This window comes from Chryseobacterium sp. SN22 (assembly GCF_008329705.1).
GTDB lineage: Bacteria > Bacteroidota > Bacteroidia > Flavobacteriales > Weeksellaceae > Chryseobacterium.
Map to the genome: position 1 here is coordinate 1 of NZ_VTSX01000001.1, position 25,829 is coordinate 25,829.

23 protein-coding genes and 1 pseudogene are annotated in these 25,829 nt (G+C 42.3%); 10 read left to right on the forward strand and 14 right to left on the reverse strand.

Going from position 1 to position 25,829, the window contains the following annotated elements:
* The 9 genes and pseudogenes from FY557_RS20255 to FY557_RS00045 all read left to right on the forward strand — a co-directional run.
* Positions 1-208: pseudogene (locus FY557_RS20255) on the forward strand (hypothetical protein); the annotation flags it as partial.
* 11 nt (positions 209-219) lie between these two features.
* Entirely contained in the window at positions 220-555 is a 336-nt protein-coding gene (locus FY557_RS00010; protein WP_149245247.1) for a hypothetical protein, read from the forward strand.
* Between the two features lie 54 nt (positions 556-609).
* Entirely contained in the window at positions 610-1,014 is a 405-nt protein-coding gene (locus FY557_RS00015; RefSeq protein WP_149245248.1) for a hypothetical protein, read from the forward strand.
* Between the two features lie 33 nt (positions 1,015-1,047).
* The gene (locus FY557_RS00020) at positions 1,048-1,629 is read left to right on the forward strand and encodes a hypothetical protein (protein ID WP_149245249.1); all 582 of its coding nucleotides are present in this window, start codon (positions 1,048-1,050) and stop codon (positions 1,627-1,629) included.
* 366 nt (positions 1,630-1,995) lie between these two features.
* Positions 1,996-3,159: an iron-containing alcohol dehydrogenase gene (locus tag FY557_RS00025; protein ID WP_149245250.1), complete on the forward strand. Its 1,164-nt coding sequence runs from the start codon at positions 1,996-1,998 to the stop codon at positions 3,157-3,159.
* Between the two features lie 379 nt (positions 3,160-3,538).
* On the forward strand, positions 3,539-4,003 hold the full coding sequence (locus FY557_RS00030) for a lipocalin family protein (protein ID WP_149245251.1): 465 nt from the start codon (positions 3,539-3,541) through the stop codon (positions 4,001-4,003).
* A 76-nt stretch (positions 4,004-4,079) separates the two neighbouring features.
* Positions 4,080-4,733: a GDSL-type esterase/lipase family protein gene (locus FY557_RS00035; protein ID WP_149245252.1), complete on the forward strand. Its 654-nt coding sequence runs from the start codon at positions 4,080-4,082 to the stop codon at positions 4,731-4,733.
* Positions 4,734-4,741: 8 nt separating this feature from the next.
* A complete protein-coding gene (locus FY557_RS00040; RefSeq protein WP_149245253.1) occupies positions 4,742-5,707 on the forward strand; it encodes a tetratricopeptide repeat protein in 966 nt (321 codons plus the stop codon).
* Positions 5,708-5,799: 92 nt separating this feature from the next.
* On the forward strand, positions 5,800-6,234 hold the full coding sequence (locus tag FY557_RS00045; protein ID WP_149245254.1) for a lipocalin family protein: 435 nt from the start codon (positions 5,800-5,802) through the stop codon (positions 6,232-6,234).
* A 31-nt stretch (positions 6,235-6,265) separates the two neighbouring features.
* Here the strand turns inward: FY557_RS00045 and FY557_RS00050 are convergent, their stop codons facing one another.
* On the reverse strand, positions 6,266-7,618 hold the full coding sequence (locus FY557_RS00050; protein ID WP_149245255.1) for a DEAD/DEAH box helicase: 1,353 nt from the start codon (positions 7,616-7,618) through the stop codon (positions 6,266-6,268).
* A gap of 285 nt (positions 7,619-7,903) precedes the next feature.
* Positions 7,904-9,550, reverse strand: coding sequence for an ABC1 kinase family protein (locus FY557_RS00055; protein ID WP_149245256.1), 1,647 nt, complete (start codon positions 9,548-9,550; stop codon positions 7,904-7,906).
* Positions 9,551-9,720: 170 nt separating this feature from the next.
* On the opposite strand from FY557_RS00055, the gene FY557_RS19980 reads away from it, so the two are divergent.
* Entirely contained in the window at positions 9,721-9,876 is a 156-nt protein-coding gene (locus tag FY557_RS19980; RefSeq protein WP_185151615.1) for a bacteriocin-like protein, read from the forward strand.
* Between the two features lie 94 nt (positions 9,877-9,970).
* On the opposite strand, the gene FY557_RS00060 is transcribed toward FY557_RS19980, so the two are convergent.
* The 12 genes from FY557_RS00060 to FY557_RS00120 form a co-directional block, all read right to left on the reverse strand.
* Positions 9,971-11,470 (reverse strand): carbon-nitrogen hydrolase family protein, encoded by a 1,500-nt coding sequence (locus tag FY557_RS00060; protein ID WP_149245257.1) that lies wholly within the window; start codon positions 11,468-11,470, stop codon positions 9,971-9,973.
* Positions 11,471-12,214: 744 nt separating this feature from the next.
* A complete protein-coding gene (gene guaA, locus FY557_RS00065) occupies positions 12,215-13,744 on the reverse strand; it encodes a glutamine-hydrolyzing GMP synthase (RefSeq protein ID WP_149245258.1) in 1,530 nt (509 codons plus the stop codon).
* 228 nt (positions 13,745-13,972) lie between these two features.
* Entirely contained in the window at positions 13,973-15,211 is a 1,239-nt protein-coding gene (purD, locus tag FY557_RS00070) for a phosphoribosylamine--glycine ligase (protein ID WP_149245259.1), read from the reverse strand.
* A gap of 91 nt (positions 15,212-15,302) precedes the next feature.
* Positions 15,303-16,820 (reverse strand): bifunctional phosphoribosylaminoimidazolecarboxamide formyltransferase/IMP cyclohydrolase, encoded by a 1,518-nt coding sequence (gene purH / locus FY557_RS00075; protein ID WP_149245260.1) that lies wholly within the window; start codon positions 16,818-16,820, stop codon positions 15,303-15,305.
* Positions 16,821-17,016: 196 nt separating this feature from the next.
* Positions 17,017-17,583: a phosphoribosylglycinamide formyltransferase gene (gene purN / locus FY557_RS00080; protein WP_149245261.1), complete on the reverse strand. Its 567-nt coding sequence runs from the start codon at positions 17,581-17,583 to the stop codon at positions 17,017-17,019.
* A 68-nt stretch (positions 17,584-17,651) separates the two neighbouring features.
* Entirely contained in the window at positions 17,652-18,644 is a 993-nt protein-coding gene (purM, locus tag FY557_RS00085; RefSeq protein ID WP_149245262.1) for a phosphoribosylformylglycinamidine cyclo-ligase, read from the reverse strand.
* Between the two features lie 274 nt (positions 18,645-18,918).
* Positions 18,919-19,470, reverse strand: coding sequence for an NADPH-dependent FMN reductase (locus FY557_RS00090; protein ID WP_149245263.1), 552 nt, complete (start codon positions 19,468-19,470; stop codon positions 18,919-18,921).
* Between the two features lie 367 nt (positions 19,471-19,837).
* The gene (locus FY557_RS00100) at positions 19,838-20,566 is read right to left on the reverse strand and encodes a pirin family protein (protein ID WP_149245265.1); all 729 of its coding nucleotides are present in this window, start codon (positions 20,564-20,566) and stop codon (positions 19,838-19,840) included.
* Positions 20,567-21,093: 527 nt separating this feature from the next.
* Positions 21,094-22,260: an MFS transporter gene (locus FY557_RS00105; RefSeq protein WP_149245266.1), complete on the reverse strand. Its 1,167-nt coding sequence runs from the start codon at positions 22,258-22,260 to the stop codon at positions 21,094-21,096.
* The gene (locus tag FY557_RS00110; RefSeq protein ID WP_149245267.1) at positions 22,257-23,789 is read right to left on the reverse strand and encodes a GMC oxidoreductase; all 1,533 of its coding nucleotides are present in this window, start codon (positions 23,787-23,789) and stop codon (positions 22,257-22,259) included. Before FY557_RS00110 ends, FY557_RS00105 begins: the two co-directional genes overlap by 4 nt.
* A 381-nt stretch (positions 23,790-24,170) precedes the next feature.
* On the reverse strand, positions 24,171-24,887 hold the full coding sequence (locus tag FY557_RS00115; RefSeq protein WP_185151616.1) for a hypothetical protein: 717 nt from the start codon (positions 24,885-24,887) through the stop codon (positions 24,171-24,173).
* A gap of 15 nt (positions 24,888-24,902) precedes the next feature.
* Complete coding sequence (locus FY557_RS00120; protein WP_149245269.1) at positions 24,903-25,622, reverse strand: hypothetical protein; 720 nt, start codon at positions 25,620-25,622, stop codon at positions 24,903-24,905.
* Positions 25,623-25,829 lie beyond the last annotated feature (207 nt).

Below are 25,829 nucleotides of genomic sequence, written 5' to 3' on the forward strand. Positions count from 1 at the left end.
TGCTGAAAATGATGATTTCCACGATTATCTCGGAGACAAGGAACTTTCCTGGTATGACGATATCCATATCGCGAATTCCATGGTACAGAAGACCATCGGTTTCCTGAAAGAAGATGAAGAAAGCCGCTTCCGGGTAGAATTATTGCCATTTTTACGTACACTATTTTTGAAATCCTGGGAATCTTTTTTATGTCATGTATCCGTGTAAAGTTTAATTTCATGACAGTGCTTATTTTGGTATTGTTAACAGCTTTTATAGTATATTTTATCATCAAAATAATTTCAGCTACCATCATCTCTATTGACGGAAAAGGTATTCAGGTGAGAGAATGCATAAGGTATTTGTGGAATGATATTCAACTCGAAAAAATTACAGTTAAACATCTGGTAAGCTGGGAATCAAAACATGATTACAGACCGGAAATGAATTATCTTTACTTCTTTCATAAAGGTGAAAAAATAGAAATCAATATCGACGATTTCGATATGACGGATTATCAGCTTTCACAGGTTTTGAAGATATTCAGATCCAGATACAATCATTCAGGCTTATAATTTTGAATGAAACCATTTAATGATTAATTTTACAAATCACACAAAATCAATCCCATGAAAAAACTATTCTTTTTCCTTATCATAACCTTCCTCTTCACCGCCTGCGGGGAAGACTGCTACAACGCGCCGCAGCCGATTGCTTTTAAGTTTGTGAATGCCAGCGGTGAAAACCTGATCACCAACGGGACACTGACGAACTATTCCGTAAAGGAAGAAAACCAGAAGACCATCCAGCTTACCAAAACCGATGAAAACCTGCTGATCCTGGAAAATGTAGGGGCTTACAACGGCACGAAAAACTATACGTTTACTTCCAATGTCAGAAATTTCACTTTTACGATACAATCGTCGGAGTTTAAAGGCGGGTGCGACGGATACCAGATCAACAAATTAACTTTTACTGGCGTAGGAATTGATGTGAAAGACGAAAACGGCTATTACAAAATTATATTCCAGTAAGTTTTAGCCTGCAGCATTTACAAAACGTACAGAATGAAAGTAGTATTTCCGGCTTTGGCTTTGGTCCTGATATCAGGTTTATTTTTTGGGCAGAAAAGTGTGCCTGCCGATTTCAGAAAGATCCCGGAAATCCTCGACAATCCAGAACTCCTCTACCCTTTTATTGTTCCGGATAAAAAATACGGTTACTGGTCGGTGCTCCGCAACAACCCTGATCCCGACAAGGCGATCATCTATGAAAGCCAGATGCCTGACCGCATGACCTTAAATGATCCCGCACCGGAAAGAGGCTTTTTTCAGAAATGCCTGGGCGAAGACTGTTTCACTTATATATTAGCCTGTGAAAACGGCAGATCCAGCTATTTTTCAGACGAACAGCAGTTACGGAATTTCATCGGGTTTATCGACAATTTTCCGGAAGCGATTTTATTGGCCAATAGTTACGGCTATATGGTGGATACTGCCAACCCACAGGGCAGCTCTTACAAAATGGAAGACCAACAGGTTTCGCTCTATCTTGTCAAGTTAAAAAAAGATCAGCAAACAAAAGAAAATTTTCTTATTAAGATCAGCCGGAAGACCGGAAAACTGGAAGCGAAGAAGATTGGGAGATGATTTCAGGCTGGAAGAGGGAAGCTGGATGTTTTTCCGGTCACTATAATACTAAAAAATAGTATTCTTTAATACCACCGAAAGAAACGATTGAGGTCAAATAAGGTTTTTAGAAAAATGAAGATAAGCTTTGCTTTAAGCATAATGCTAATTAAAATCTTAGATTTTTCTTAATTATTCTTAAACCCTTCATGCCTCTTAATGGTTCAAACTGCATTTTTGTTTTTTTCTTTCTTCAACTTCCAGCATCCATCTTCCACCCATATTCCCATAGTTTTCATAAAATCCAGTCATTAGAATTTTAAAACTTCTTTAACTGAATTTTCTTCGGACAATGCGTAAATTTGGGCTACAATAAATTTAAGAACAATGCTTAATTTCGAGTTTAAAAATCCAACCAAAATACTTTTCGGAAAAGGGGAAATCGCTAAAATTTCTAAAGAAATTCCGGCAGATGCCAACGTCTTGATGATCTACGGCGGCGGAAGCATCAAGAACAATGGCGTTTATGATCAGGTAAAAGAATCTTTAAAAGACCACCAGGTGTATGAATTCGGCGGAGTACCGGCGAATCCGGAATATGAAGTTTTAATCAATGCCCTGAACCTGATCAGAGAAAAGAATATCACTTTCCTTCTGGCGGTAGGCGGCGGTTCGGTGATCGACGGAACAAAATTCCTTTCCGCAGCGGCAAATTATGACGGTGAACCGTGGGAAATCCTGACCAGGCCCGTAAGGACGTTTGAAGGGGAAGGTATGCCTTTCGGAACGGTTTTAACGTTACCGGCAACAGGCTCCGAAATGAATTCGGGTTACGTGATCTCCAGAAGGGAAACCAATGAAAAACTGTCTACCGGCGGCCCTGGGTTGTTCCCACAGTTCTCGGTGCTGGATCCTGAAGTGGTACGGTCAATTCCGCCAAGACAGATCGTTAACGGATTAACGGATGCCTATATCCACGTTTTAGAACAGTACATGACCGCTCCTTCATTCGCCGATTTACAGGAAAGGATTGCGGAAAGCATTTTTATCAGCCTACAGGAAACAGCCCCGAAAGTCCTGGCCGGTGATTTTGATTATGACGCTGCCGCCAACTTCATGTGGTGCTGTACTATGGCGTTAAACGGACTGATCCAGAAAGGGGTAATCACCGACTGGGCGGTGCATGCCATGGGCCATGAATTAACAGCTTATTTCGGGATCGACCATGCAAGAACACTGGCGGTTATCGCACCTTCCCATTACCGGTATAATTTCGAGACCAAAAAAGGCAAGCTGGCGCAATATGCGGAAAGAGTCTGGGGCGTTAAAGAAGGAAGCGTAGAAGAAAAAGCGGAAGCCGGTATCAGAAAACTGGAAGAATTCTTCCACAGCCTGAATATCCAGACCAGGCTTTCACAATATACAGAAGATTACCAAGGCACGGCAGAGCGTGTAGAGAAAGCATTTATCGAAAGAAACTGGCTCGGCCTCGGTGAATACAAAAAGCTGACGCCTCAGGATGCTTATAAGATTGTGGAGATGAGTTATTAAAGGGCAGGAAGCGGGATGACGGAAGCTGAAAGTAAATGTCATAGGAAATATATCCAATCGAGTCTCAGCTTGTCCAAAGAGAGAACAGAGGAGATCAGCAGGTACTTATATTTATTATTAACGGGATTAAACAATCAATTGATGTCTTATACCTTGGGCCATGGTGCGACGATAATACTTCCGGCTTCCTGCTTCCAATCCAATAGTGTATCCACATGAAAAACAGTATAGACAGTATATTTTGATAATAAACTTCCGGTATCAGGCATCCCGCTCCCATCTCATTTACCTTTTCTGCAAACATTCGTTTAAAAAACCTTAATTTCATTATATATATTTCAAATTTATTTATATTTTAGCATATTCTAAATTTGTAAAAATGAAAAAACCGTTACTTTTATTTGCCTTTTCAGCGCTAGCGCTTACTTCCTGTAAAGATGATGATGATATCCAAGCCTATGAAATGGATATGATGAAAGGCGATTGGAAGATTAGTAAAAAAGAAGTAATATCCGGCAAAGATGACAAGACCGCACTAAGTACCGAAGTTCCTACGGGATGCAGTGTTAAAGATAATTTAGAATTCAGGACCGATTATTATACTTCATTTACCACGTATGGCGGAACGGGAACCAACTGCCAGCTGGTTGCCAAGCTTGAAGGAAACTATACCTACAATTCTGAAACGAAAGACCTCGTGGTTACTTACAAAAACAACAGCTCGGTAAGTTACCGGATCGTTGTGCTTACCAGCTCGGAAATGAGAATCAAGCAGACTTCCGATAATATAGATCAGAACGGAGATATGATAATAGATGCAGAATATACGACCTACAAAAGATAAAAGAAGCTCCCGGATTTTTCGGGAGTTTTTTTAATAAAATGAAAAAGAAATTTAATATACCCTAAATTATTAAACAATGAAGAAGATGTTTTCAGCATTTTTACTGCTGACCTTTGCCCTGTTTTTTTCACAGGAAAAACCGATGTTCTGGCAGGATATCCAACACTTTAAAAAATTGGATCAGGAAAACCCTCCGGCAAAAAATGCCATCCTTTTATTAGGAAGCTCCTCGTTTACCAAATGGACTGATGTCGCCAGCTACTTTCCGGATAAAACCATTATCAACAGAGGTTTTGGCGGGTCCAGGCTTACGGATCTTAACTATTATGCCAATGATCTCCTGAACCCTTACCAGCCTCAACAGATCATCATCTACTGCGGTGAGAACGATTTTGCAGACAATGCCCAGCTGAAAGCGGATGTTGTGGTTGACCGGTTCAAAACGTTCTACAAAAAAATCAGGACGAAATTCCCGAATATCGAAGTGGATTATATTTCCATCAAGTATTCCCCAAGCCGCGAAAACCTATGGCCGCAGATGAAGGAAGCCAATAAGAAAATTGCCGCTTTTATGAGAAAACAGCCGCGGTCAAAATTTATTGATATTACCAAAGTCATGCAGGACAGGAACGGAAATGTACGAAAAGAGCTTTTTGTGGAAGATATGCTTCACATGACGCCTGAAGGCTACAGGCTCTGGACTTCGGTAATGAAACCTTATATGAAATAATTTTAACCATGATAAAAAAACAAATAACCATTTTAATTCTGATTTTTTCCTTTGCCTTTTCCTTTGCCCAGAATAAACCGGATATGGCGGAACTCACGAAAGAGCTTTCTGAAAATGCATGCAAATGTGTAGATTCGATAAGTCTTTTTAACAGGGATAAGACAGAAGTCATTAAAGAAATTCATGAGTGTATTGATAAGCAGGCCGGAGCTTTACAACTGGGAAGTCTCCTCACCGGTGTTGATGAATTATCAAAGACCGCTCCTGAAGTGAACGGTAAGAAACAGATTACGCTCAATTTTAATACTGACAAAGACTCTGAACAGTATAAAGACAGCTATAACAGCATCGAAAGGTATATGATGAGATCCTGCGAAAGCCTGAAAAAAGCTGTAAATTTAGCTGAAAGTAAAGCCGGCAAATTATCAAAAAATAACGAAGCGATGGATTTTTACCATCAGGCGATGGAGGCATCTAAAAATCAAAATTGGAAGGATGCCATAAAAAACTATGAAAAAACAGTAAAAACGGATCCTTCATTTTCCTATGCCTGGGATAATCTGGGAATTTGCTACAGAAGGGTCGGCGAATATGATAAAGCACTGGAAGCTTATAAAAAATCGTTAACCGTTGATCCTAACGGAAAGATGGCATTGCAGAATATTCCGATCGTGTATATTTATAAAAAGGAATTCCAAAAGGCCATCAATGCCTACATGGATCTGGATAAAGCATATCCCGGAGATCCTGAAGTATATTACGGGATCGGTAATATTTATTTCACTTCATTAAAGAATAATGATAAAGGCCTGGACTATATGTGTAAAGCTTACCGAATTTATAATCAACAGAAATCTCCTTACCGGTCAGATGCCGAATCCATGATCAGCCTGATGTATAAAAAAATGAAGGAAGAAAACAAAATTGAAAGATTCAACCAGATTTTAGGAGAGAATAATATAGATTTTAAATAAATTTCCAAAGAATTTTAATAATTAAATGTTGCAAATGACAGCTTTTCTGTTTTTTTTCCTTTCTTTGCAGCTTAAAATAATTAATAAAAACCATGAAAAAGCTATTATTTCTTGCCTTATCGGCCGGCTTCATTTTTACTTCATGCAGTAGTGACGATGAAGGAGACACCAATTCCATCGTGGGTATCTGGAAGCCCTTAAGCGAAAAAGCCATTTCCGGAAAAAACGGAAGCACCCTTTACAACGATCCCCACTCTACCTGCTACAAAAAAAGCACTTTCAATTTCAAATCCAGTAATACCTTATCCAGTACGATTTATGATGAAAATTCAAGCGGAAACTGTGAAAACTACGGAACTGATACGTCTTCGTATTCGTATGACCCAGGAAATAAGCAACTGACTGTTGACGGCGACATCACCGAAGTGGCAGTCCTGAACAGCAAAGAGCTGCATATCGTGAGTGATTACGATGATGTAAACGGCGACGGCGTAGATGACAAAATTATTCTGGTAATGAGCAGATAACAGAAACACCCGGAAATTTCCGGGTGTTTTTTTATTTCTTTTTCTTGGATTTTGATATCGCTTTCTGCTGTGCCCGGTTGGCTCCGAACTTTTTCGGTGCTTTCCTTTTTGAAGGTCCGCCCCAGTTCTCTTTGGTGTTTTTCGCTTTTTTCTCGTGGAATGCGCCGCCTCCTTCACCGATTTTTACCATCGCAGGATTTTTCATAACCACCTGCTCTTCTTCGGATGCGATCTTTTTAGGATTGATCTTCACTTCTGCAGGGAAATCAATGTACCTGAGTTCCTTATCCATCAGCAACTCGATATCCAGTGCTAAGGTCTCTTCCTTTTTCGTAACGAAAGTCACTGCTTTGCCATCTTTGTCTGCCCTACCCGTTCTACCGATCCGGTGGATGTACTGCTCAGGAATATCAGGCGTTTCGAAGTTGACGACATGGGTAATATCGGAAATATCCAGACCTCTTGCCATCACGTCTGTTGTAATCAGTCCTTTGATTTCCTCGTGCTCAAAACGTTTCATCGCCTTCAGCCTGTAGTTCTGGGATTTATTGGAATGGATCACATCAAACTGTTCAGGGAAAAGCTCATCGATTTTCGTAAACAGCAGGTCTGCATTCTTCTTGTTATTGGTAAAGATCAATACTTTAGACATGTCGGCATCCGTTTTCAGCAAGTGCTCCAGCAAATTGATCTTGGTATTGAAATTCTCTACTTTATAAGCCGTCTGCTCGATTTTTTCAAGCGGAGTTCCTGATTTGGCAAGGGAAATTTCAATAGGGCCTGCAAAATACTGATCCAGCATTTCGTCTACTGCATCAGTCATGGTTGCAGAAAAAAGAATATTCTGCCTTTTTCCCTTCATCATTTCGAAAATGTGCGTTAGCTGCGGCCGGAATCCCAAATTCAGCATTTCGTCAAATTCATCAATAATCAGCTTCTGGACTTCTTTCAGAGAAATAGCATTATCGATCGCAAGATCCATTACCCTTCCCGGCGTTCCGATCAGGATATCGCAACCGTCATTGAAAAGCAGCTTCTGGGTGTTGATGTTTTTGCCTCCGTAGATTCCGATCACTCTTGCAGTAATATTTTCCGTCAGCTTTTCTACGATTTCTGTTACCTGAACTACCAGTTCCCTTGTAGGAACCAATACCAAAACTGTCGGATTCCCGGATTTGTTGTATTTCCAGGTCTTCAAAACAGGTAGAAGATAAGCCAATGTCTTCCCGGTTCCCGTCTGTGCGATGCCCATGACATCACGCCCGGAAAGGATCGGGTTTAAGCTTTTTTCCTGAATCGGGGTCGGTTCAAATAAATTCAGGTCTGCTAAAACATCAAGAATTTTAACCGGCAGGTCAAAATCTGCAAAAGTGAGTTGTTCCATTCTGCAAAGATAGGCAATTAATTTTTTAAAGTTTAAAAATCTAAACCGCACTGACTGTGTAGATTTATTTAGACCCAAGTTGTAATTTTCGTTGATTCGTAAATTAAAGTTGATAGATGCAGCAGGATCTTCTTTTTGCTTTACCAGATGGCACACCTACGGCGTGCATTTTACTCACTCTTATTGTTGTTATACCGACAATATTCCTATGGAATATGGATTTTTAGAGTTGACGGTACTATTTTTCCTGAAACAACGCAGAAAAAAATTAATCCAATCCACAATTTATTTCCTCGTAATTCTCAGCAGAATCACAATAATCAAAAATACGGAGAAGATAAAACCCAATACCGCAACCAAAGACAGTTCGCCAATCCTCGGACCTGCTTCCGAGACAAAAACGATGGCGGTGGCAATAATATTGGCCCCCAGAACCATAGCCAATATCAGGTTGACGATGCTGGATCTGATCAGCTGGTTGGTTTTGTCGATATTTTTGATTTCACTGGAAACGGTAAACTTATTTTCATCCAGCTTCTGCAGGACGGAGCGAAGTTCTTTCGGGATTTCATCCACGTTATCCGTGAACATCATCATCCGGTCCATTCCTGTTTTCACCAGGTTTTTAGGACTGATTTTTTTGGCAAATATTTTCCGGGTGTACGGATGAAGGCTTTTTACCACATCAAGATCCGGGTTAATGGTCCTTCCCACTCCTTCGATCAATCCGATTCCTTTAAACAGAAGATAAAAATAATCCGGCATATACAGACGGTTGTCCTTTAAAACATCTTTCATTTTATTGATAATCGCCTGAGGGTTAATTTCCTTTAATGAAGTGCTATGGACAAAATTCAGGATGTCTTCCACATCGGCTTCAAACCTTTTTTCATCGGGAATCCGGTAGCTGACGGCCATCTTTTTGAGATAACGGACGATTTTGTGCGGATTTTTTGCAACGAAGCTGACGATGAGGTTTTCCAGGATTTCTTTATCGTTCGGCGGGATTTTTCCGACCGCGCCAAAATCAATGAAGACCACTTTTCCGTCTTTTTTCACCAGGATATTTCCGGCATGCGGATCGGCGTGAAAAAAGCCATAGTCCAGAATCTGTGAAACAAAAAGCCGTAAACCTGCTTCGGATATGTGGACGGGGTCGAGATTATACTGTAAAAGCGCGGCTGTATCCGTTACCTTGATCCCGTCGATAAACTCCATGCAGAGGACATTGTTGTTACAAATCTCCTCGTATACTTTCGGAACGTAGGTTTCTTTACTGTTTTTAAAGTTCCTTCTGAACTGCAGGATGTTTTCTTTTTCATTGATTAACGACACTTCTTCCAGCAAAGATTTCTCAAAGGTGGAAATCGCCTGTTTCAGGTTCAGCTTCTCGCCGATTTCGGAATAGGAAGACACCAGTTTTTCCAGGTCTTTGATGAGCAGCAGATCGTCTTCGATCAACGTCTGTACATCGGGTTTTTTAATTTTTAAAATAACGTCTGTTCCGTCAGCCAGGACCGCTTTATAGACCTGTGCGATAGAAGCTGTAGCCAACGGTTGTTTCTGAATTTCGGCAAAGTGATCTTCCACGGAAATATTGAATTCATTTTCCAGGATCTCTTCCACGTTCATTGCTACCGTTTCCACTTTATCCTGAAGCTTCTGCAATTCCCGGATCAGCTCAGGCGGCAGCAGGTCTTCCCTGTTGCTGAACGTCTGGCCCAGCTTTACAAAAGTAGGACCCAGCTCTTCGAGTACCAGCCGTATTCTTTCGTATACCGTACCTTTGGAAACAGTGTCATCTGCATTTTCCGTAGCATCCACTTTATTCCCGCCGTTCATCCGGGCCAGCATATCTTTAAAACCGTATTTGCTCAATACGGAAATGAGTCTGGCCGATCTTTTCAATTTTCTTTGCTGCTTATCAAACATATTCCTGAAATGTAGGTGCAATTTAATTCAAAAATTATTCCCGCCAGAACTTAAATTTTATTAGTAAATGTTAAATAAAATGTAATTATTTTCCCAGACTGAGTTTATGTGATGATTTTTTTTAACTTTACATTCACCAAACAGTGAAACTAACCTATAAATTTATTAAAATGAAAAATTTGAAAAAAGTATCAAGATCGGAGATGAAAAGTATTTCAGGAGGCGGACCGTTTATCAACTGTTCAAACAAATGCTGTCCAGATGACGGAAGGCCGAGATGTCCAAGACTGATCTGTCCTGCAGTCGTTTGCCCACAGGTATTGTAATCTCCGCAGATTATGTACCATAAAAGGCTGTCCAAAAATCCGGGCAGCCTTTTATTTTTATTCAAAACGTGACAAATTTGAAGATCTGTTATATTTATCTTAAATAAGTTTCATACAAATCCTTCCGGCGGTCTTTCATCACCTGAACCGAACCGTGATGATGGAGATCCTTCAGTAGATTTAAATCCACATCAACAATCAGCGTCATTTCTGTATTTGGAGTTGCTTCTCCTTTCACGGCATTCGACGGAAAGGCAAAATCCGACGGTGTGAAGACAGCCGCCTGTCCGAACTGGATATCCATATTATTTACGCCCGGCAGATTTCCTACACAACCTGCAATGGCTACATAACACTCATTTTCAATGGCTCTCGCAGCCGCACAGTGGCGGACGCGTGTATAGGCATTCTGGGTATCGGTAAGGTATGGGACAAAAAGGATCTTCATCCCCTCATCGGCCAGGATTCTCGGCAATTCCGGGAACTCGACATCATAGCAGATCACCAGCCCGATTTTTCCACAGTCGGTATCGAAAACCCGGATTTCACTGCCTCCTTTCATGCCATAGTATTTCCTTTCATTGGGGGTAATGTGGATCTTGCGGTATTCGTCTACCCTGCCGTCGCGGTGCAGGAGGTAACTCACATTATACAAATCATTATTTTCAAAGACCGGCATGCTTCCGGAGATGATGTTCACATTATAGCTGATGGCCAGATCCGAAATTCTCATCCTGATTTCCTCCGTCAGCTTAGCCAGCTCGATCATGCTGTCCCTTTCCGAAAGCTTGTTAAACGGTGCCAGCAACGGGGTATTGAAAAGTTCCGGGAACAGTACGAAATCGGCTTTGTAATCCCCCATTACGTTGACGAAAAATTCCACCTGCTCGTAAAATGCATCAATGTCCTTAAAATGCCGCATCTGCCACTGCACCAGTCCGAGACGGATGATGCTGTCCTGCATCGTTGTTGTTTTTTTGCTGTAATAGATGTTGTTCCATTGCAGCAATACTGCATTTTCCCCGGAAGATTCGTCTTCCGGAAGGTAGCCTTTCAGCACTTTGATCGGCAGGAAGTTATTGGAAAGCTGAAATGACAGGACCGGATCATAAATTTCCTTATCCCGGACTTTCCGGATATATTCCCTCGGTGAAAGGTCGTTGTGCTTATGGTAATTCGGGATTCTGCCGCCCAGAATAATCGAACGCAGGTTCAGCAGTTCGCAGAGTTCTTTCCGGGCATCATACAGCCTTCTTCCCAAACGGAGCTCCCGGAATTCGGGATCTACGAAAACTTCAATTCCGTACAGTGTATTTCCCGTTGAAATATGGGTATTGAAGGTGTAATTTCCCGTAATATCGCTGTAGGTATGGTCGTCCCCGAATTCATCGTAGTTAACGATGATGGACAATGCCACGGCAGCGAGTTTCCCGTCTACCGTAATGCAGATCTGTCCTTTCGGAAAAATGGCCGTCAGTTTTTCAATACTTCTTTTGGACCAGACGTATTCCGACATCTGCGGGTAAGCCCTCTTCATGGTCTCTACCAGTTCCGGATAATCGGCTACGGTGAGCGCTCTTGTTTCTATTTGCATCTGATGTAATTTTCCTTAAATTTAGGGAAAATTTAACCAAATTAAATAAAAGAGTCCATTAAAAACTTCTCAAGATGAATGAAAATATATGCCCTGATTTTAAGTTTATGTTCGTTTGCCGTCATTTTCCTAAGGTTCTTTTATTCTGAAGCTGTGGAGAATATTTCACACAATTTAAACGGGTTGTTCAATTCTCAAATTAATGGTTCCGACGCGAAAAGCATTATTATTTCTATCCGATGTTATCGATCTTCATCAGCTACTTTATCAATTACAGGCATGTTATCTTTAAAGTAATATACATTTTATTAATTGCCTTGAATATATTACTGCTCCCGTTTTCGTCAAAAAAATTTCAGTTTTTGTGTTTCAGTTTATTCGGGGGTTGCATTAGCCGCTTCTGGATTACACCGGCCTCCACCCGGTGTTGGTTTAACGTGTTCTTTCAGGACTTAATTTTATGTTGGAGTTATAATGACCTTTTCATCTTTTCAGGGTTTTACTGAAAAGCAGAAAAGATATCAAAGATCTTTGAAAGATCAACCTCAGCTCTTGATTAGCAGCTTCGATACGATTTTCCTGAAAATTCGCTCAAAATGACTTTACCTGACGGATTACCTTGCATAAAAAAACCTCCCTTACGGGAGGCCAAAAAAACACAAATGATGAAAAAAAATTATTTCGGATTACAAAGTTATTCCGAAGAAATTTAATTATTTATGAGTATAATCAATCTCTTTACAATTATTCCCACTCAATGGTTGCAGGCGGTTTGCTTGAGATGTCATAAGCGACTCTGTTGATTCCTCTTACTTCATTGATGATTCTGCCGGAAACGGTATCCAGGAATTCATAAGGTAGCCTGCTCCAGGTCGCCGTCATGAAATCGATGGTATTGGCAGAACGCACCACTGCGGTGTATTCATAGGTTCTTTCGTCGCCCATTACCCCTACGGATTTTACCGGAAGCAACACCACGAAAGCCTGGGAAACTTTTTCGTATAAATCGTTTTTGTAAAGCTCTTCGATAAAAATATCATCGGCTTCCTGTAAGATTCTTACTTTTTCAGCATCAACGGCTCCCAATATCCGTATTCCCAATCCCGGACCAGGGAAAGGGTGCCGGTGCACCAAATGATGAGGAATTCCCAATTCTTCCCCTACTTTTCTTACTTCGTCCTTAAATAGCTCTCTTAGCGGCTCCAGCAATTCAAATTCCATGTCTTCCGGAAGCCCGCCTACGTTGTGATGGGACTTGATTACGGCAGACGGCCCGTTTACCGACTGGCTTTCAATAACATCCGGGTAAATGGTTCCCTGGGCCAGGAATTTTGCACCTTCGATTTTATGGGATTCTTCGTCGAATACGTGGATGAATTCGTTTCCGATGATCTTTCTTTTGGCTTCCGGATCATCAACACCGGCCAGTTTGGATAAAAAACGTTCTTTGGCATCCACCAATTTAATGTTCATGTGGAAATGCTCGCCATAATTGTCCATTACTTTTTTATCCTCATCTTTTCTCAGCAATCCGGTATCTACGAAGATACATGTCAGTTGATCGCCAATGGCCTTATGGATCAGCACTGCCGCTACGGAAGAGTCTACTCCGCCGGAAAGGCCGAGGATTACTTTCTGGTCTCCTACTTTTTCACGGATCTCGGCTACGGTTTTGTCGATATAATTCGTCAGTTTCCAGTTTTTCTCGGCATCGCAGATCCCGAATACGAAGTTTTCCAGCATTTTACCGCCTTCTTCGGTATGAGAAACTTCCGGGTGGAACTGGACACAGTAGATTTTCTTTTCTTCGTTGGCGATCGAAGCAATCACTCCGGATTTTGCATTCAGCTCAAATCCGGCAGGCAGTTCCCCTACCTCATCGAAATGGCTCATCCAAACCACGGAATTGTTGGTCACTCCTCTCAACAAAGAAGATTCTTTTACAATTTCCAGGTGGGCTTTGCCGTATTCTCCTTTTACGCCTTTGTGGACTTTTCCGCCCATCAGGTGTGCGGTAAGCTGCATACCGTAGCAGATGCCGAGTACAGGAATTCCCTGTTCGTACAACTCTTTCTTTACAAGGTGTGCATTTTCCGCATTGACGGAACTCGGACCTCCGGAAAGAATGATTCCTTTCGGCTGTTTTTCAAGGATGGTTTCCAGAGGGGTGTTGAATGGTAAAATTTCGGAGTATACGCCCATTTCACGGATTCTGCGTCCGATAAGCTGGTTGTACTGGGATCCGAAATCGAGTATAATGATACCGTTGTTCATTTTATAATTGATGAATAATGATTGATAATTGATGTTTAAACGGGTTAAAGCCCGATCCTGTTGGTAACCTTTATAAAAAGACTGCCGTTTCTATAAAGACCACTGTCCTAGCCCTGATAGGAGCGGTTACCCCACAGCGGGCCGGCAAGGCCGGGGCGCGAGGAGTATGAGCGGATAGCAGGTTCCCGGCTCCTTAAAAAAAAGCCCCGAAAAATCGGGGCATTTATTTTAAAATTTTCCGATGTCTTCTCTGTAGAAGCCGTAATCGAAATGTACGTGACCTGCGTCTTCGTATACTTTTTTGCGGGCATCTTCATAGGTGGCTCCGGTAGCTACGATGTTCAGTACCCTTCCACCGTTGGAAACCACTTTGTCTCCTTTCCGGACGGCTCCTGCGTATAAAAGCGTACTGTATTTCAAGCGGTCTTCACCTACGATTTCAAAGCCGGTCTCGATGTTTCTCGGATAACCTCCTGAGCACATAACAAGACAAACAGCTTTTTCATCCCTGAATTTCAGTTCGATGTCTTTTCCTTCCATGCAGTCCTGGATCACATCCAGCAGGTTATTTTCCATCAGAGCCATCAGCACCTGGGTTTCAGGATCTCCGAATCTCATGTTGTATTCCAGAAGGTAGGTTCCTTTTTTGGTCACCATTAGTCCGAAGAAGATGATCCCTTTGAAGTTAAATCCTTCTGCTTTCAGTCCGGCCACAGTTGTTTCCAGGATGTTTTTCTCGAAATCAGCATAGTGTTCCGAAGTAAATTCAGGGCTTGGTGCTACGCATCCCATTCCTCCGGTATTGTGACCGGTATCTCCGTTTCCTGCTTTTTTATAGTCTTTGGCAGCAATACACGGGAAAAGTTTGTTTCCGTTGGAGAAAGCGATGATGGAAGCTTCAAAACCGTCAAGGAATTCCTCGATCACCAGTCTGATTCCGGCATCCCCGAAGATTCTTTTGATCATAAAATCATGGATGGTCGCTTCCGCTTCTTCACGGGTATCGCAGATTACCACCCCTTTACCTCCGGCAAGACCGCTGGCTTTTACTACCAATGGGTATTCGTGATCCTGAACATAGGAAACCGCTTCGTTATATGAATCAAATACTTTGGCTGTTGCCGTTTTGATACCATAGGTCTGCATGAATTTCTTGGAAAATGCCTTACTTCCTTCCAGGCTGGCCACTTTCTGATTAGGGCCGAATACCTTAAGGTCGTGCTTTTTAAATTCATCTCTGATTCCTGCTACCAAAGGAGCTTCCGGCCCTACGATGGTAAGATCTACTTTTTCCTTGATGGCAAAGTCCCTGAGATCTTTAATATCGGGTACATTCACGTTCTGTCCTATAACATCTGTGGTCGCATTCCCGTTGGCAAAAAACATTTTTGAAATTCTCGGGTCATTCTGAAGCTTTACTGCCAAAGCAGATTCCCTTCCCCCTTCACCTATGATTAATATTCTCATACTGTATTTAATTAACTCGTCTATAATTTACAAATATATCATTTTGGATGGTATAAATACAATCCGGAATTATTTTTTAATTCTATTTTAATTAGTGTAAAAAGTGTCTTATCCCAGTGAACATCATCGGAATGTTGTGCTCATTGGCTGCATCGATGCTGTCCTGATCTTTTACGCTTCCACCCGGCTGGATGATAGCGGTGATGCCTTCCTGTGCGCAGAAATCCACTACATCACGGAACGGGAAAAAAGCATCGGAAGCCAGAACCAGCGTTCCTGAGAATTTTTCTTTCGCCCTTTCGATCGCCTGCTGGGTAGCCCAGATCCTGTTTACCTGACCGCCGCCTATTCCGAAAGCCTGGATGCCGTTGGATACTACGATCGCGTTGGATTTTACATATTTTACCACTCTCTGGGAGAACAGCAATGCTTTTCTCTGCTCTTCGGTAGGCTGAGTTTCGGTAACTACTTTAATATCGTCTGAGAAAATGCTGTCGTTATCCTGAACCAGGATGCCACCGTCGATCTTCACCCAGGTCTGCTTATCGGAAACCGGGTTAACGATTTTAATGATTCTTAAATTTTTCTTTTTCCTTAAAACTTCCAGGGCTTCTTGATCGAATTCAGGAGCCATTACAATTTCGAGGAACGTTTTGTTTAGTTCTTCCGCTGTCGCCGCATCGATTTTGTAGTTCATTGCAACAATTCCGCCAAAGATGGAAACCGGGTCGCATTCGAAAGTTTTCTGATAGGTTTCGAGGGCTGAAGTTCCGATCGCCACTCCACAAGGGGTAGAATGCTTTACGGCACAACAGGCCATTTCTTCCTTAAACTCCGTTACAACCTTCCAGCAAAGATCCATATCTCTCAGGTTATTGAAAGACAGTTCTTTGCCTCCCAATTGTTCGAAATCCTTCATCGCGCCATTCTCGAAAGTAGAAACGTAATACGCCGCCGTCTGGTGAGGGTTTTCGCCGTATCGCAGATCGGAAACTTTTTTATAGGATGCATTCAGATAAGCCGGATATTCTTCATCAAGAAGCATTCTTGAGATCGCCGCGTCATAAGCTGACGTAAGATTGAATACTTTTCCAGCCAGCTTTTTACGGGTATCAATGTAGGTATCACCGTTCTGTTCCATTTCCGCCTGCACGGCTGCATAATCTGCCACATCGGTAATTACCGTTACCGAATCAAAGTTTTTGGCAGCAGAACGAAGCATGGAAGGACCCCCGATATCGATGAATTCTACCTTTTCATGAAGGGAAATGTCTTTGTTTACATTTTCAAAGAACGGGTAAAGATTCACGATGACCATGTCGATCAGCCCGATTCCGTGTTCCTGAACGGTGTTCATGTGTTCTTCATTGGAACGGACGGCCAATAGTCCGCCGTGCACTTTCGGGTGAAGGGTTTTTACTCTTCCGTCCAGCATTTCAGGAAAATCGGTTACTTCATCAATCTGAATGGGATTTAAACCAGCGTCTTTCAAATGTTTGAACGTCCCTCCTGTAGAAATCAATTCATAGTTTCGGGCTTCCAGAAATTGAGCGAATTCGGTTAATCCGCTTTTGTCAGAAACACTGATTAAAACTCTCTTTTTACTCATTTTACTTTCGATTTTTTACTTTTTACAGCTATTTCAAACTGTAGACCGGTTCTTTCACCTCCGGTCTTTATTTTTACTTAGATTTTCTTTGTTTGAGCACTTTGTTACATGCTGCTGTTGGGATCACTCATTAACCACCCCGTCAAAAATTCTTTCTGAATTTTTGCCACCCCTCCAGGGGAGGGGAATTTTTCACCTATTGGTTATTCAGCACTTTGTTGATGGCTTCCGGGAAGATTTCATATTCCACCTGGTGGACTTTCCCGGCAATGGTTTCCGCAGTATCGTCTTGCGTAATCGGAAATGATTTCTGAAGGATGGCTTCCCCTTCATCAATTCCGGGTGTTACAAAATGTACGGTGGCACCGCTTTCTTTTTCCTTCGCTTCGATCACCGCCTGATGAACATGGTGTCCCCACATTCCCCTGCCTCCGAATTTCGGAAGCAGTGCCGGATGGATATTGATGATTTTTCCGGTCCAGTTCTCACAGAATTCCGGCTTCAGAATGGATAAAAACCCGGCCAATACGATGAGATCCGTATTTTCAGGGATGATTTTCCCCAATTCGCTGCTGAAATTCTTTCCTCTGGGAATAAGAACGTTTTCGATGTTATGTTTTTTTGCCCTTTCCAGTCCGAGACATTCCCTGTCAGCCACAACCAAAGATACTTTTGCATCCGGGATTTCCCCGCTGTCAATAGTATCAATGATCCGCTGAAGGTTGGTTCCTGAACCTGAAACAAGCACAACAAGATTTTTCATATAATGAATCAATTTGAAAATGTGTTAATTTGAAAATTAAATAAATGAATTATCTAATCGGCTTATTTTCAAATTGTCAAATTAATTTTTTCGTTTCCTTCGGTGATTTCCCCGATTTCGTAGGCGTCATCGAGAAGATGAAGGATTTTTTCCGCATGTTCCGTATCTACGACCACGATCATCCCCACTCCCATATTGAAGGTTCCGAACATTTCTTCGCGCGCTACCCCGCCTCTTTTTTCAAGCTCCAGCATAATGCTCGGAATTTTAATTTTTGAAGCATCGATGGAAGCACACAAGCCGTCAGCGATAATTCTCGGAATATTTTCGTACAATCCTCCGCCGGTGATGTGGGCGATCCCGGCCACTTTCACTTCTTCAAGGATTTTATGAATGTCTTTGTAATATAATTTGGTAGGAACCAAAAGCGTTTCGTATAAAGGTTTCCCTTCGAATTCTTCTTTGAAATCCGGGAACACTTTTCTTACCAGGGAAAATCCGTTAGAATGGAAACCTGAGCTTGGCAATGCGATGATCTTATCTCCTGCCTTGATCTGGGAACCGTCGATGATTTCGTCTTTCTCAACAATTCCTACACAGAATCCGGCAACATCATAGTCTCCCGGCTGGTACATCCCCGGCATTTCAGCGGTTTCACCACCGATCAGGGCACAGTTGTTATCCTTACAGGCATTTACCATTCCCAGAACGATTTCAGCAGCAATTTCGGAATCCAGTTTTCCGCAAGCCAGGTAATCGAGGAAGAACAGAGGTTTTGCCCCGTGGCAAAGGATATCGTTGGCGCACATTGCGAAACAGTCGATCCCGATAGAACCGTATTGTTTTGAGTCTAAAGCTACCTTCAGCTTGGTTCCCACCCCGTCGGTTCCGGAAACGAGCACCGGGTTTCTGTATCCTCCGATTTCATAGAATGCCCCGAAACTCCCCAAATGGTTCAGTACATTGGAGTTGTGTGTTTCGCCCACCGCCTTCTTGATCTTGTCAACGGTTTTGTATCCTTCTTCTTTGTCTACGCCTGCTGATTTGTACGTGTTGCTCATTACTTAATAATTTAGCCATGTATCATTCTAACAATCTAACAATACCAGGTAAAGGAGCTGCTGATTGATAAATCGGTACATTTTATTTTTAAATTTATTTTAAATTTTGAAAACAAAAAAGCCGACAATCTTAGTAGATTATCGGCCGTTGTCTTATCTCAGAATTTCAGAGTCCACAAGATTGCCTTTTTTGGAGAAACATTCTTTAAAAGCGGTCTGAATTTTCATCTTATTTCTTTTTGCAAAGATATTAATTTTAAATTAATATTCAAATCTATTTTTCAAGGATGGATTCGATTGCCGAAATCTTCTGTATCTTTTCCTTTAATTCATTGTCTTTCTCTTCATTGGATATTCTGCCGGTTTCCTTATCGAAGTTATCGTTGAAGAAAGGAAGGGTAAAAGTATCTACGATGTTGCCTCCATGTAAAGGGAATCGTTTGCTTGCAGCTTCCAAAACGCCTAATCCTCCCCTACCTCCGGGAGCAGTTGCCATCAGCAACATCGGCTTTTCGTTCCATACCGCGCGGTTCTTTATTCTCGAAGTCCAGTCGAACACATTTTTAAACGCTGCGGAATAGGTCCCGTTGTGCTCGGACAGTGATACAAACAGGATATCTGCGGCATCGATTTTCGCTGCGAAATCAGCAGCCTGCTGCGGAACTCCGCTTTCCACTTCGCGCTGATGCTTATAGATCGGCATTTCAAAGTCGTTCATGTCTACGGTTTCCACTTCGGCATCCTGGGCTAATGAAGCAGCGTAAGTCACTAAAAGTTTATTGATGGACGTATCGGAATTGCTTCCTGCAATAGCTAATATTTTCATTGTTTATCTGTTGAATAAGTTTGTTTGTTTTTATTGCCGCAAAGATCGGAAGATTTTCGGGAAATGGGATGTTTTAGATATAGATTATTATTAAACTTCTTATTGACTGTCTGATATAATTTACGCAAATATTTTTTATGACTGATTGCTTTAAGTCCGCAAGGTACCCTGACAGGCTCAGCATTATTTACACTCAACAAAAGATCATCATGCTTTAAATCAAAATCCCCAAAATAAATGATTGTATCACTTAAAAGGAACAGCGGCTTAATCAGAGCAGCAGCAAAACACCCGTCGGAAATTCTATGAATTTCCGACATCCCTCCAAAGGGTAGGAATGCCGGTTAAGGATTTCCTCCCGGGGCTATTATTTTAAATAGTCCGGTAATTCCATCGGAACTTCCATCAGGAGGATTTCGGTATCTTCCACGGCTTCGATATTGAAGCTTTGGGTATCCCAGATTCCCAGGCCGTCCTTTTCCTTCAGAATACGGTCGCCCACTTTTGCGCTTCCTTTAAGAACAAAGGCATACACCCCGTTGCATTTTTTGTTCAGCATATAGTTTTTTCCGTTTCCTTTGGTGAAATTCGCCAGGTTGAACCATGCATCCTGATGGATCCACACGCCATCATCGCTTTTATTTGGGGACAGGATCTGTTGAAAACCGTTGATCTTCTCTCCTTCTTTAATACTTTTCTGATCGTATCTGGGTTCTACCCCGACTTCCCTCGGGAACACCCAGATCTGCAGGAATTTTACCGCCTGGTTTTTATTCTTGTTGTACTCGCTGTGCATCACTCCGGTTCCGGCACTCATTACCTGGATCTCTCCTTTTCTGATGACAGCGGTTGTTCCCATCGAATCCTTATGTTCCAGGTCGCCTTCCAACGGAATGGAAATAATTTCCATATCACGGTGCGGGTGGGTTCCGAAGCCCATTCCCTGGGTAACGGTATCATCGTTTAATACTCTTAATACGCCAAAGTGGGTACGGTCCTTATTCTGGTAACCGGCAAAGCTGAAGGTATGGTAGCTGTTCAGCCATCCGTGGTCGGCATGCCCTCTGGTGTCTGCTTTGTGATATACTGTTTTCATATCGTGATTGTTTTATGGTACAAATGTACGGCAGGGATGTCATGAAAGTGTTGATGTAAGGTAAGAAAGGAAAGCGGGTTCAAGGTTTATTTAAGGTGTTATGGGTAATTGCTGTGTGTTTTAAACCTTCAAGGTTTGTCGGCGGTCCAAACCTGATATGATTTGTTCCGGAGGAGTTCTATCTTTTTACGAGGACCAACCGTATGCTTTATTACATAGCACACCTCTGGCGTGCATCTTGTCAAACCTTTATTATTGCGATACAGATTTTACTCGTACGGAGTAGTGTTTTTTCTGAATGTTTATTTACAAGACGAAATTCATCACTTACCTTTTGTTCACTATCCATGTTTTGAATCAAGATTGATTTTAAGCATTTAGAAAATTCACTGGCGCAGCAAAATTGACTATTGACAATTCACGTTTAACCATGATCAATTTCTGCTGGTCAATGGTGAATTTTAATCATCTCTGAAAACTGACTTGCATAGCAAAATTCACCATTGATCATTGACCGTTCACCCTTACTAAAAAGCTTCTTCAATTTTTGAGTTTTTCCGGAGGATCATCAGGAGAATGAAGATCAGGATCATGCAGCTGGTGAGGAACTGGAGGATGAGGGTGGTCTGATTTGAAAAATGACCCAGCGTGTTGGTAATGATGCCGGTGCCCGTTTGGTTAGCGGCCATCAAAAATCCGGAAACCAGTACCGACAGAAACGGAAATTCCACAGTTCCCCAACCGATGGAGCCCGGAAACAAGGTACCCATAAAAAAACCGGTCAGGAACATCATCAGAATCAAAAATCCAGGATTTGGATAAATCCAGAGTATACTTAACAACACCGCAACTGTCATAGGCGAACCCAGAAATATATACGAGAGATTGAATTTTTTAGAGAAAATACCGAAAAGCAGGCGGTTGACCGCAATTCCGCACCAGAACAGAGACAGCCCGAGACTGGCCTCCCGACTGCTAAGGCCCTGGTTTTTGAGGATCACGGCTCCAAAGCTCCCGAAGGTCCCTTCAATAAATCCATACAAAACAATGGCAGCAAAAAACAGCCAGAGCCGGGAAGGAATTTTAAAGTGGGACGGAAGCTGGAAAAGCGATCCTTTTTCAAGCCGGAGACTCAGGAAGAGAATGAATATCAACATTATCAATATAAAAATAATTCCGGGAACATACATCCAGTACTGCAGGCTGCCGACGGCATTGATCATCAAAGGCGATGCTGAGGTTCCCAGTCCGACCAGGAACTGCAGAATAAGAATGGATGAGGATGTATTGCTTTCGGAAAGGCTTGCTGCCAAGGGATTCAGCGTAGTAATGGAAAGTCCGAAACCGGTTCCCGTACACGCAACCAGAATCATCAGTGCCGGAAAAAGCATCTGCTTTTCATTCATGAAAAACTGAAGGCTCCATAACCCTGCCGTAGCTGCCATCATCAGCACCAATCCTGTCGCTAAAATAATTTTAGGTCCCGTCTTATTGACCAGAAACGGCGCAGCAATACAGGAAGCAATGATGCAGATGACCTGCGGGATGAAGAGATTCCCGAACTGGGCCGGGGAAAGCCCGAATAGGGAATGATCGGTAAACACACTGCTCAGTGCCGGAAAAATAACAAAATTAAGCCCCGTAAAAAATGCCAGAAGGTAAATCACCGTCATTTTGGCGATCCGGGAATTCATAATTTCAGAACATTTTTTTTAATGTGCTCTCCTACCCTTAAAGCCATTGCAATAATTGTCAGTGCCGGATTTACGGCACCGCTTGATACGAAAAAGCCACCGTCAACGATATACAGATTATTCAGATCGTGGGCTTTGCAGTAGGTATCTACAACTGAGTTGGAAGGGTCGGTTCCCATCCGGGCCGTGCCGTTTTGGTGAGCCGGAGACGCAATGTCCATTCCTTTACTGAAATAGATGCCTTTAAACAGGAAAGAATCAAATTTTCCGGAAGCTTTCAGGGCTTTGATCAGTTCTTCTTTCAAATGTCCGTGTCCTTTCTGATTGTTCGGGGTATAACTGATTTTAATCTGTCCGTTTTCCACAGTTACCCTGTTTTCCGGATCCGGGAGATCTTCGGAAGTAAGCCAGAAGTCCACGGCGTGTTTAGCCATCAGCTCAAAAGTGAATCCGGGTGCCGGCACAGGACTGTCTGCTTTGATCTGGTGTTCATCTGATTTCCCCAGCATCTGGATGTGGCCGAGCGGAAATTCATAGCCCTTGTTCGCATGGTAAAAATCGTTGATCCCAAAGGTTTTTCCGAATTTGGTCGGATTCGGTTCGGTATAAAGTGCTACTAAAGCGGAATTCTGGTGGAACATGTAGTTCCGTCCTACCTGATCAGAAGAATTGGCCAGTCCGTTCGGGAAATTTTCACTTTTACTTTCCAGAAGAACTGCCGCCGAATTAATGGCTCCGGCAGAAAGGATTACCAATTCCGCCATCAGTGTTTTGGTTTCACCATTCTGTTCCACGATAATTTCCGTAACGGCATCTCCTGCTTCATTGGTATTCATTCTCAGGACTTTGGCATTGGTCATCAGTTCCACATTAGAGTGTTCCAATGCTTTTGAAAGTGAACATAAATGAGCGTCCCCTTTCCGTTCCGCGGCATCGGGAAATCCATCAAACCGGTCCAGGGTATAAGGCGCATTGGCTGCTCTGTGCGGTTCGAAATTTACGCCGATCGGCAGTTCAAAGGGATGCCAGCCGTAACCGGAAAGCTCGTCCACCACTTCCTGGATTCTCGGTTCGTGCGGCAGAGCGGGATACGGATACGGTTCTTCATCGAAAGGTTCAGTAGGATCCGATCCTCTTTTTCCGTGAACATAAAAAAGCCTTTCCGCCTGAAGATAGTATTCTTTCAGGTCGTCATACTGAATGGGCCATGCCGGTGAAATTCCGCCGTAATGCTGTATCTCTTTAAAATCTTCTTCTCTTAAGCGGAACAGGGCAGCCCCGTAAAATTTGGTATTTCCGCCAACGTTGTAGTGCATTCCCGGACGGAAGGGTTTGTTGTGTTTATCCAGCCACTTGTCAGTTGTCGTGTATCTGTTCTTCTCGAAAACTTCCACCGAATCCCAGTTTTCTTTTTCTGCCGGAACATAATCTCCGCGTTCCACAACCAGTATTTTTTTGCCGCTGTCTGCCAGCTGGTAAGCCATAGTAGCACCTCCGGCCCCGCTTCCTATGATAATGATGTCGTACATATATCCGTTTGTTTATTTAAAGTTAGTGATTACAAGCTGTGTTCAGCTTTAGAAAAGATTAAATTCCGATAGATTATGCAAATCGGGAACCAAACAGGAAGGGATGATTTTCTATTAATCATGATTATATTTTCACTATAAAAGGGCAAGAACTCTTCTTGCTACATAATACAATCGAATATCAGATGGTATAAAGGTGCGCCAAGTTTAAAACCTTAAAGAAGTTGGCCTATCCTCTAAAATACGGATAAGCAATGAGGCAAAACCCTGTCTTAGGTCTTTTACAATAAAAAAAGTCTGTATCAAAAATGAAACAGACTTTGTATGGTGCATTCATGTGAGGGACATGGGCACCGTGTTTTCAGAACCGCTATAAAGCAACTATCTCAAAAGAATCAAAGTAAACCCGTTTTCTCCGGAATTTCCTCTGGTGGTATTTGCCGTACATCCTCCGCTGTAGCGAACGAGCATATAATAGGTTCCGGCCTGCAGGTATCCGACATTAGTGGAGTAAATAAAGTCGAAAAGGTTTCCGCTTGGGAAATGGGCATCCTGTATAGTGAATGCCGGGTTTGTCCAGCTTGTACTGCTTGTGCTTAAATTATAAGCAATAAAACTTCCGCAACTTACCGGGGATTTGTCGGTAATCAGCCGAGGGCTGATCAGGTAATATCCAGGGATGGTAACTGTTGCAGAAGCACCGGTCCAAGTATGTGCCGTTGAAAGTGCAACAGACGTACCTGCAGTGGAATTGATCACTACAGGAGGGGTAGAGTTTTGCCATGTGCCGACACCGTTGGCATCCGAAACAAGCAATTTACCACTTCCTTCCGTACCATCAGCTATTCTTACAACACCATTGGTTTCACTGCTGATATGAAGTTTGTTGGTAGGGTTTGATGTTCCGATTCCCACATTACCGTTAGCCAATATGGTAAAATCGTTGGCTTGCTGTGCTGCTGAGGGAAGGCCTGTGACAGGATTATCTTTTGCCGCGTCAACTGTAAAGATGCCCTGCGGATTTTCAGTATTTATTCCGACCTGAGAATAAGCAAATCCCGACATTAATAAAAATAGGCTAAAGTAATAATTTCTCATTTTGTAATCGTTTAACTATCTCAGTAAAGTAAGAGTGAACCCATTTTCTCCCGATGTTGCCCGGCTTGCATTTGAAGTGCAGGTGCCGCTTGACCGTACGAGCATGTAATAGGTTCCGGAGCTCAGAAATGCAACATTCGTCGAAAAAATAAAGTCAAAAAGAGTACTTGGAGCAAAGTGGGCATCCTGTATGGTAAAAGCCTGGTTTACCAGAGTTGTCGTACTCTTACTCAGGTTATAGGCGATAAAATTAGAACAGTTGGCCGGCGTATGATCCGTAATCAATCTTGGGCTGATCAAATAATATCCCGGGATGGCTACTGTTGCGGATGCGCCCAGATAAGTTAGTGTACTCTGCACCTGAGTTGAAATTCCGGTCGTGGAATTTAAAATTACCGGTGGCGCAGAATTTTGCCAGGTTCCTACCCCATTGGCATCTGATACGAAAATTTTACCGTTTCCTTCCGTTCCGTCCGCTATTCTGAAAGCCCCGTTGCTTGTGCTGCTTACATGCAATTTGTTTGTGGGTGTATCTGTACCGATACCGGTATTTCCATTAGAGAGAATATTAAGATCGTTGGCCTGCTGTGCCAAAGAAGGTACTCCCGTAGATGGATTATCCTTTGCGGCATCAATGGTAAGGACCCCCTGAGGATTGGCCGTATTGATGCCTACTTGAGAATAGATCGCCGTACACCATATAAGCGCTATACCTGAAACAATTTTTCTTTTCATATATAAAGAGTTTGGTAATTATATCGTTTTCAAAATTATGGATTCGGCAATGTTAAATAAAAAAACGCCTGTATCAATATGCAGACATATAGGTATTAAAATAAAGACTTTACATGTATGAAAAAACAGACAAATGATTTGAAATTTGCCCATAGGAAGTTGTCCTGAAAAATTTATTTTCAGGCTGATGATATTCTTTAATGGATA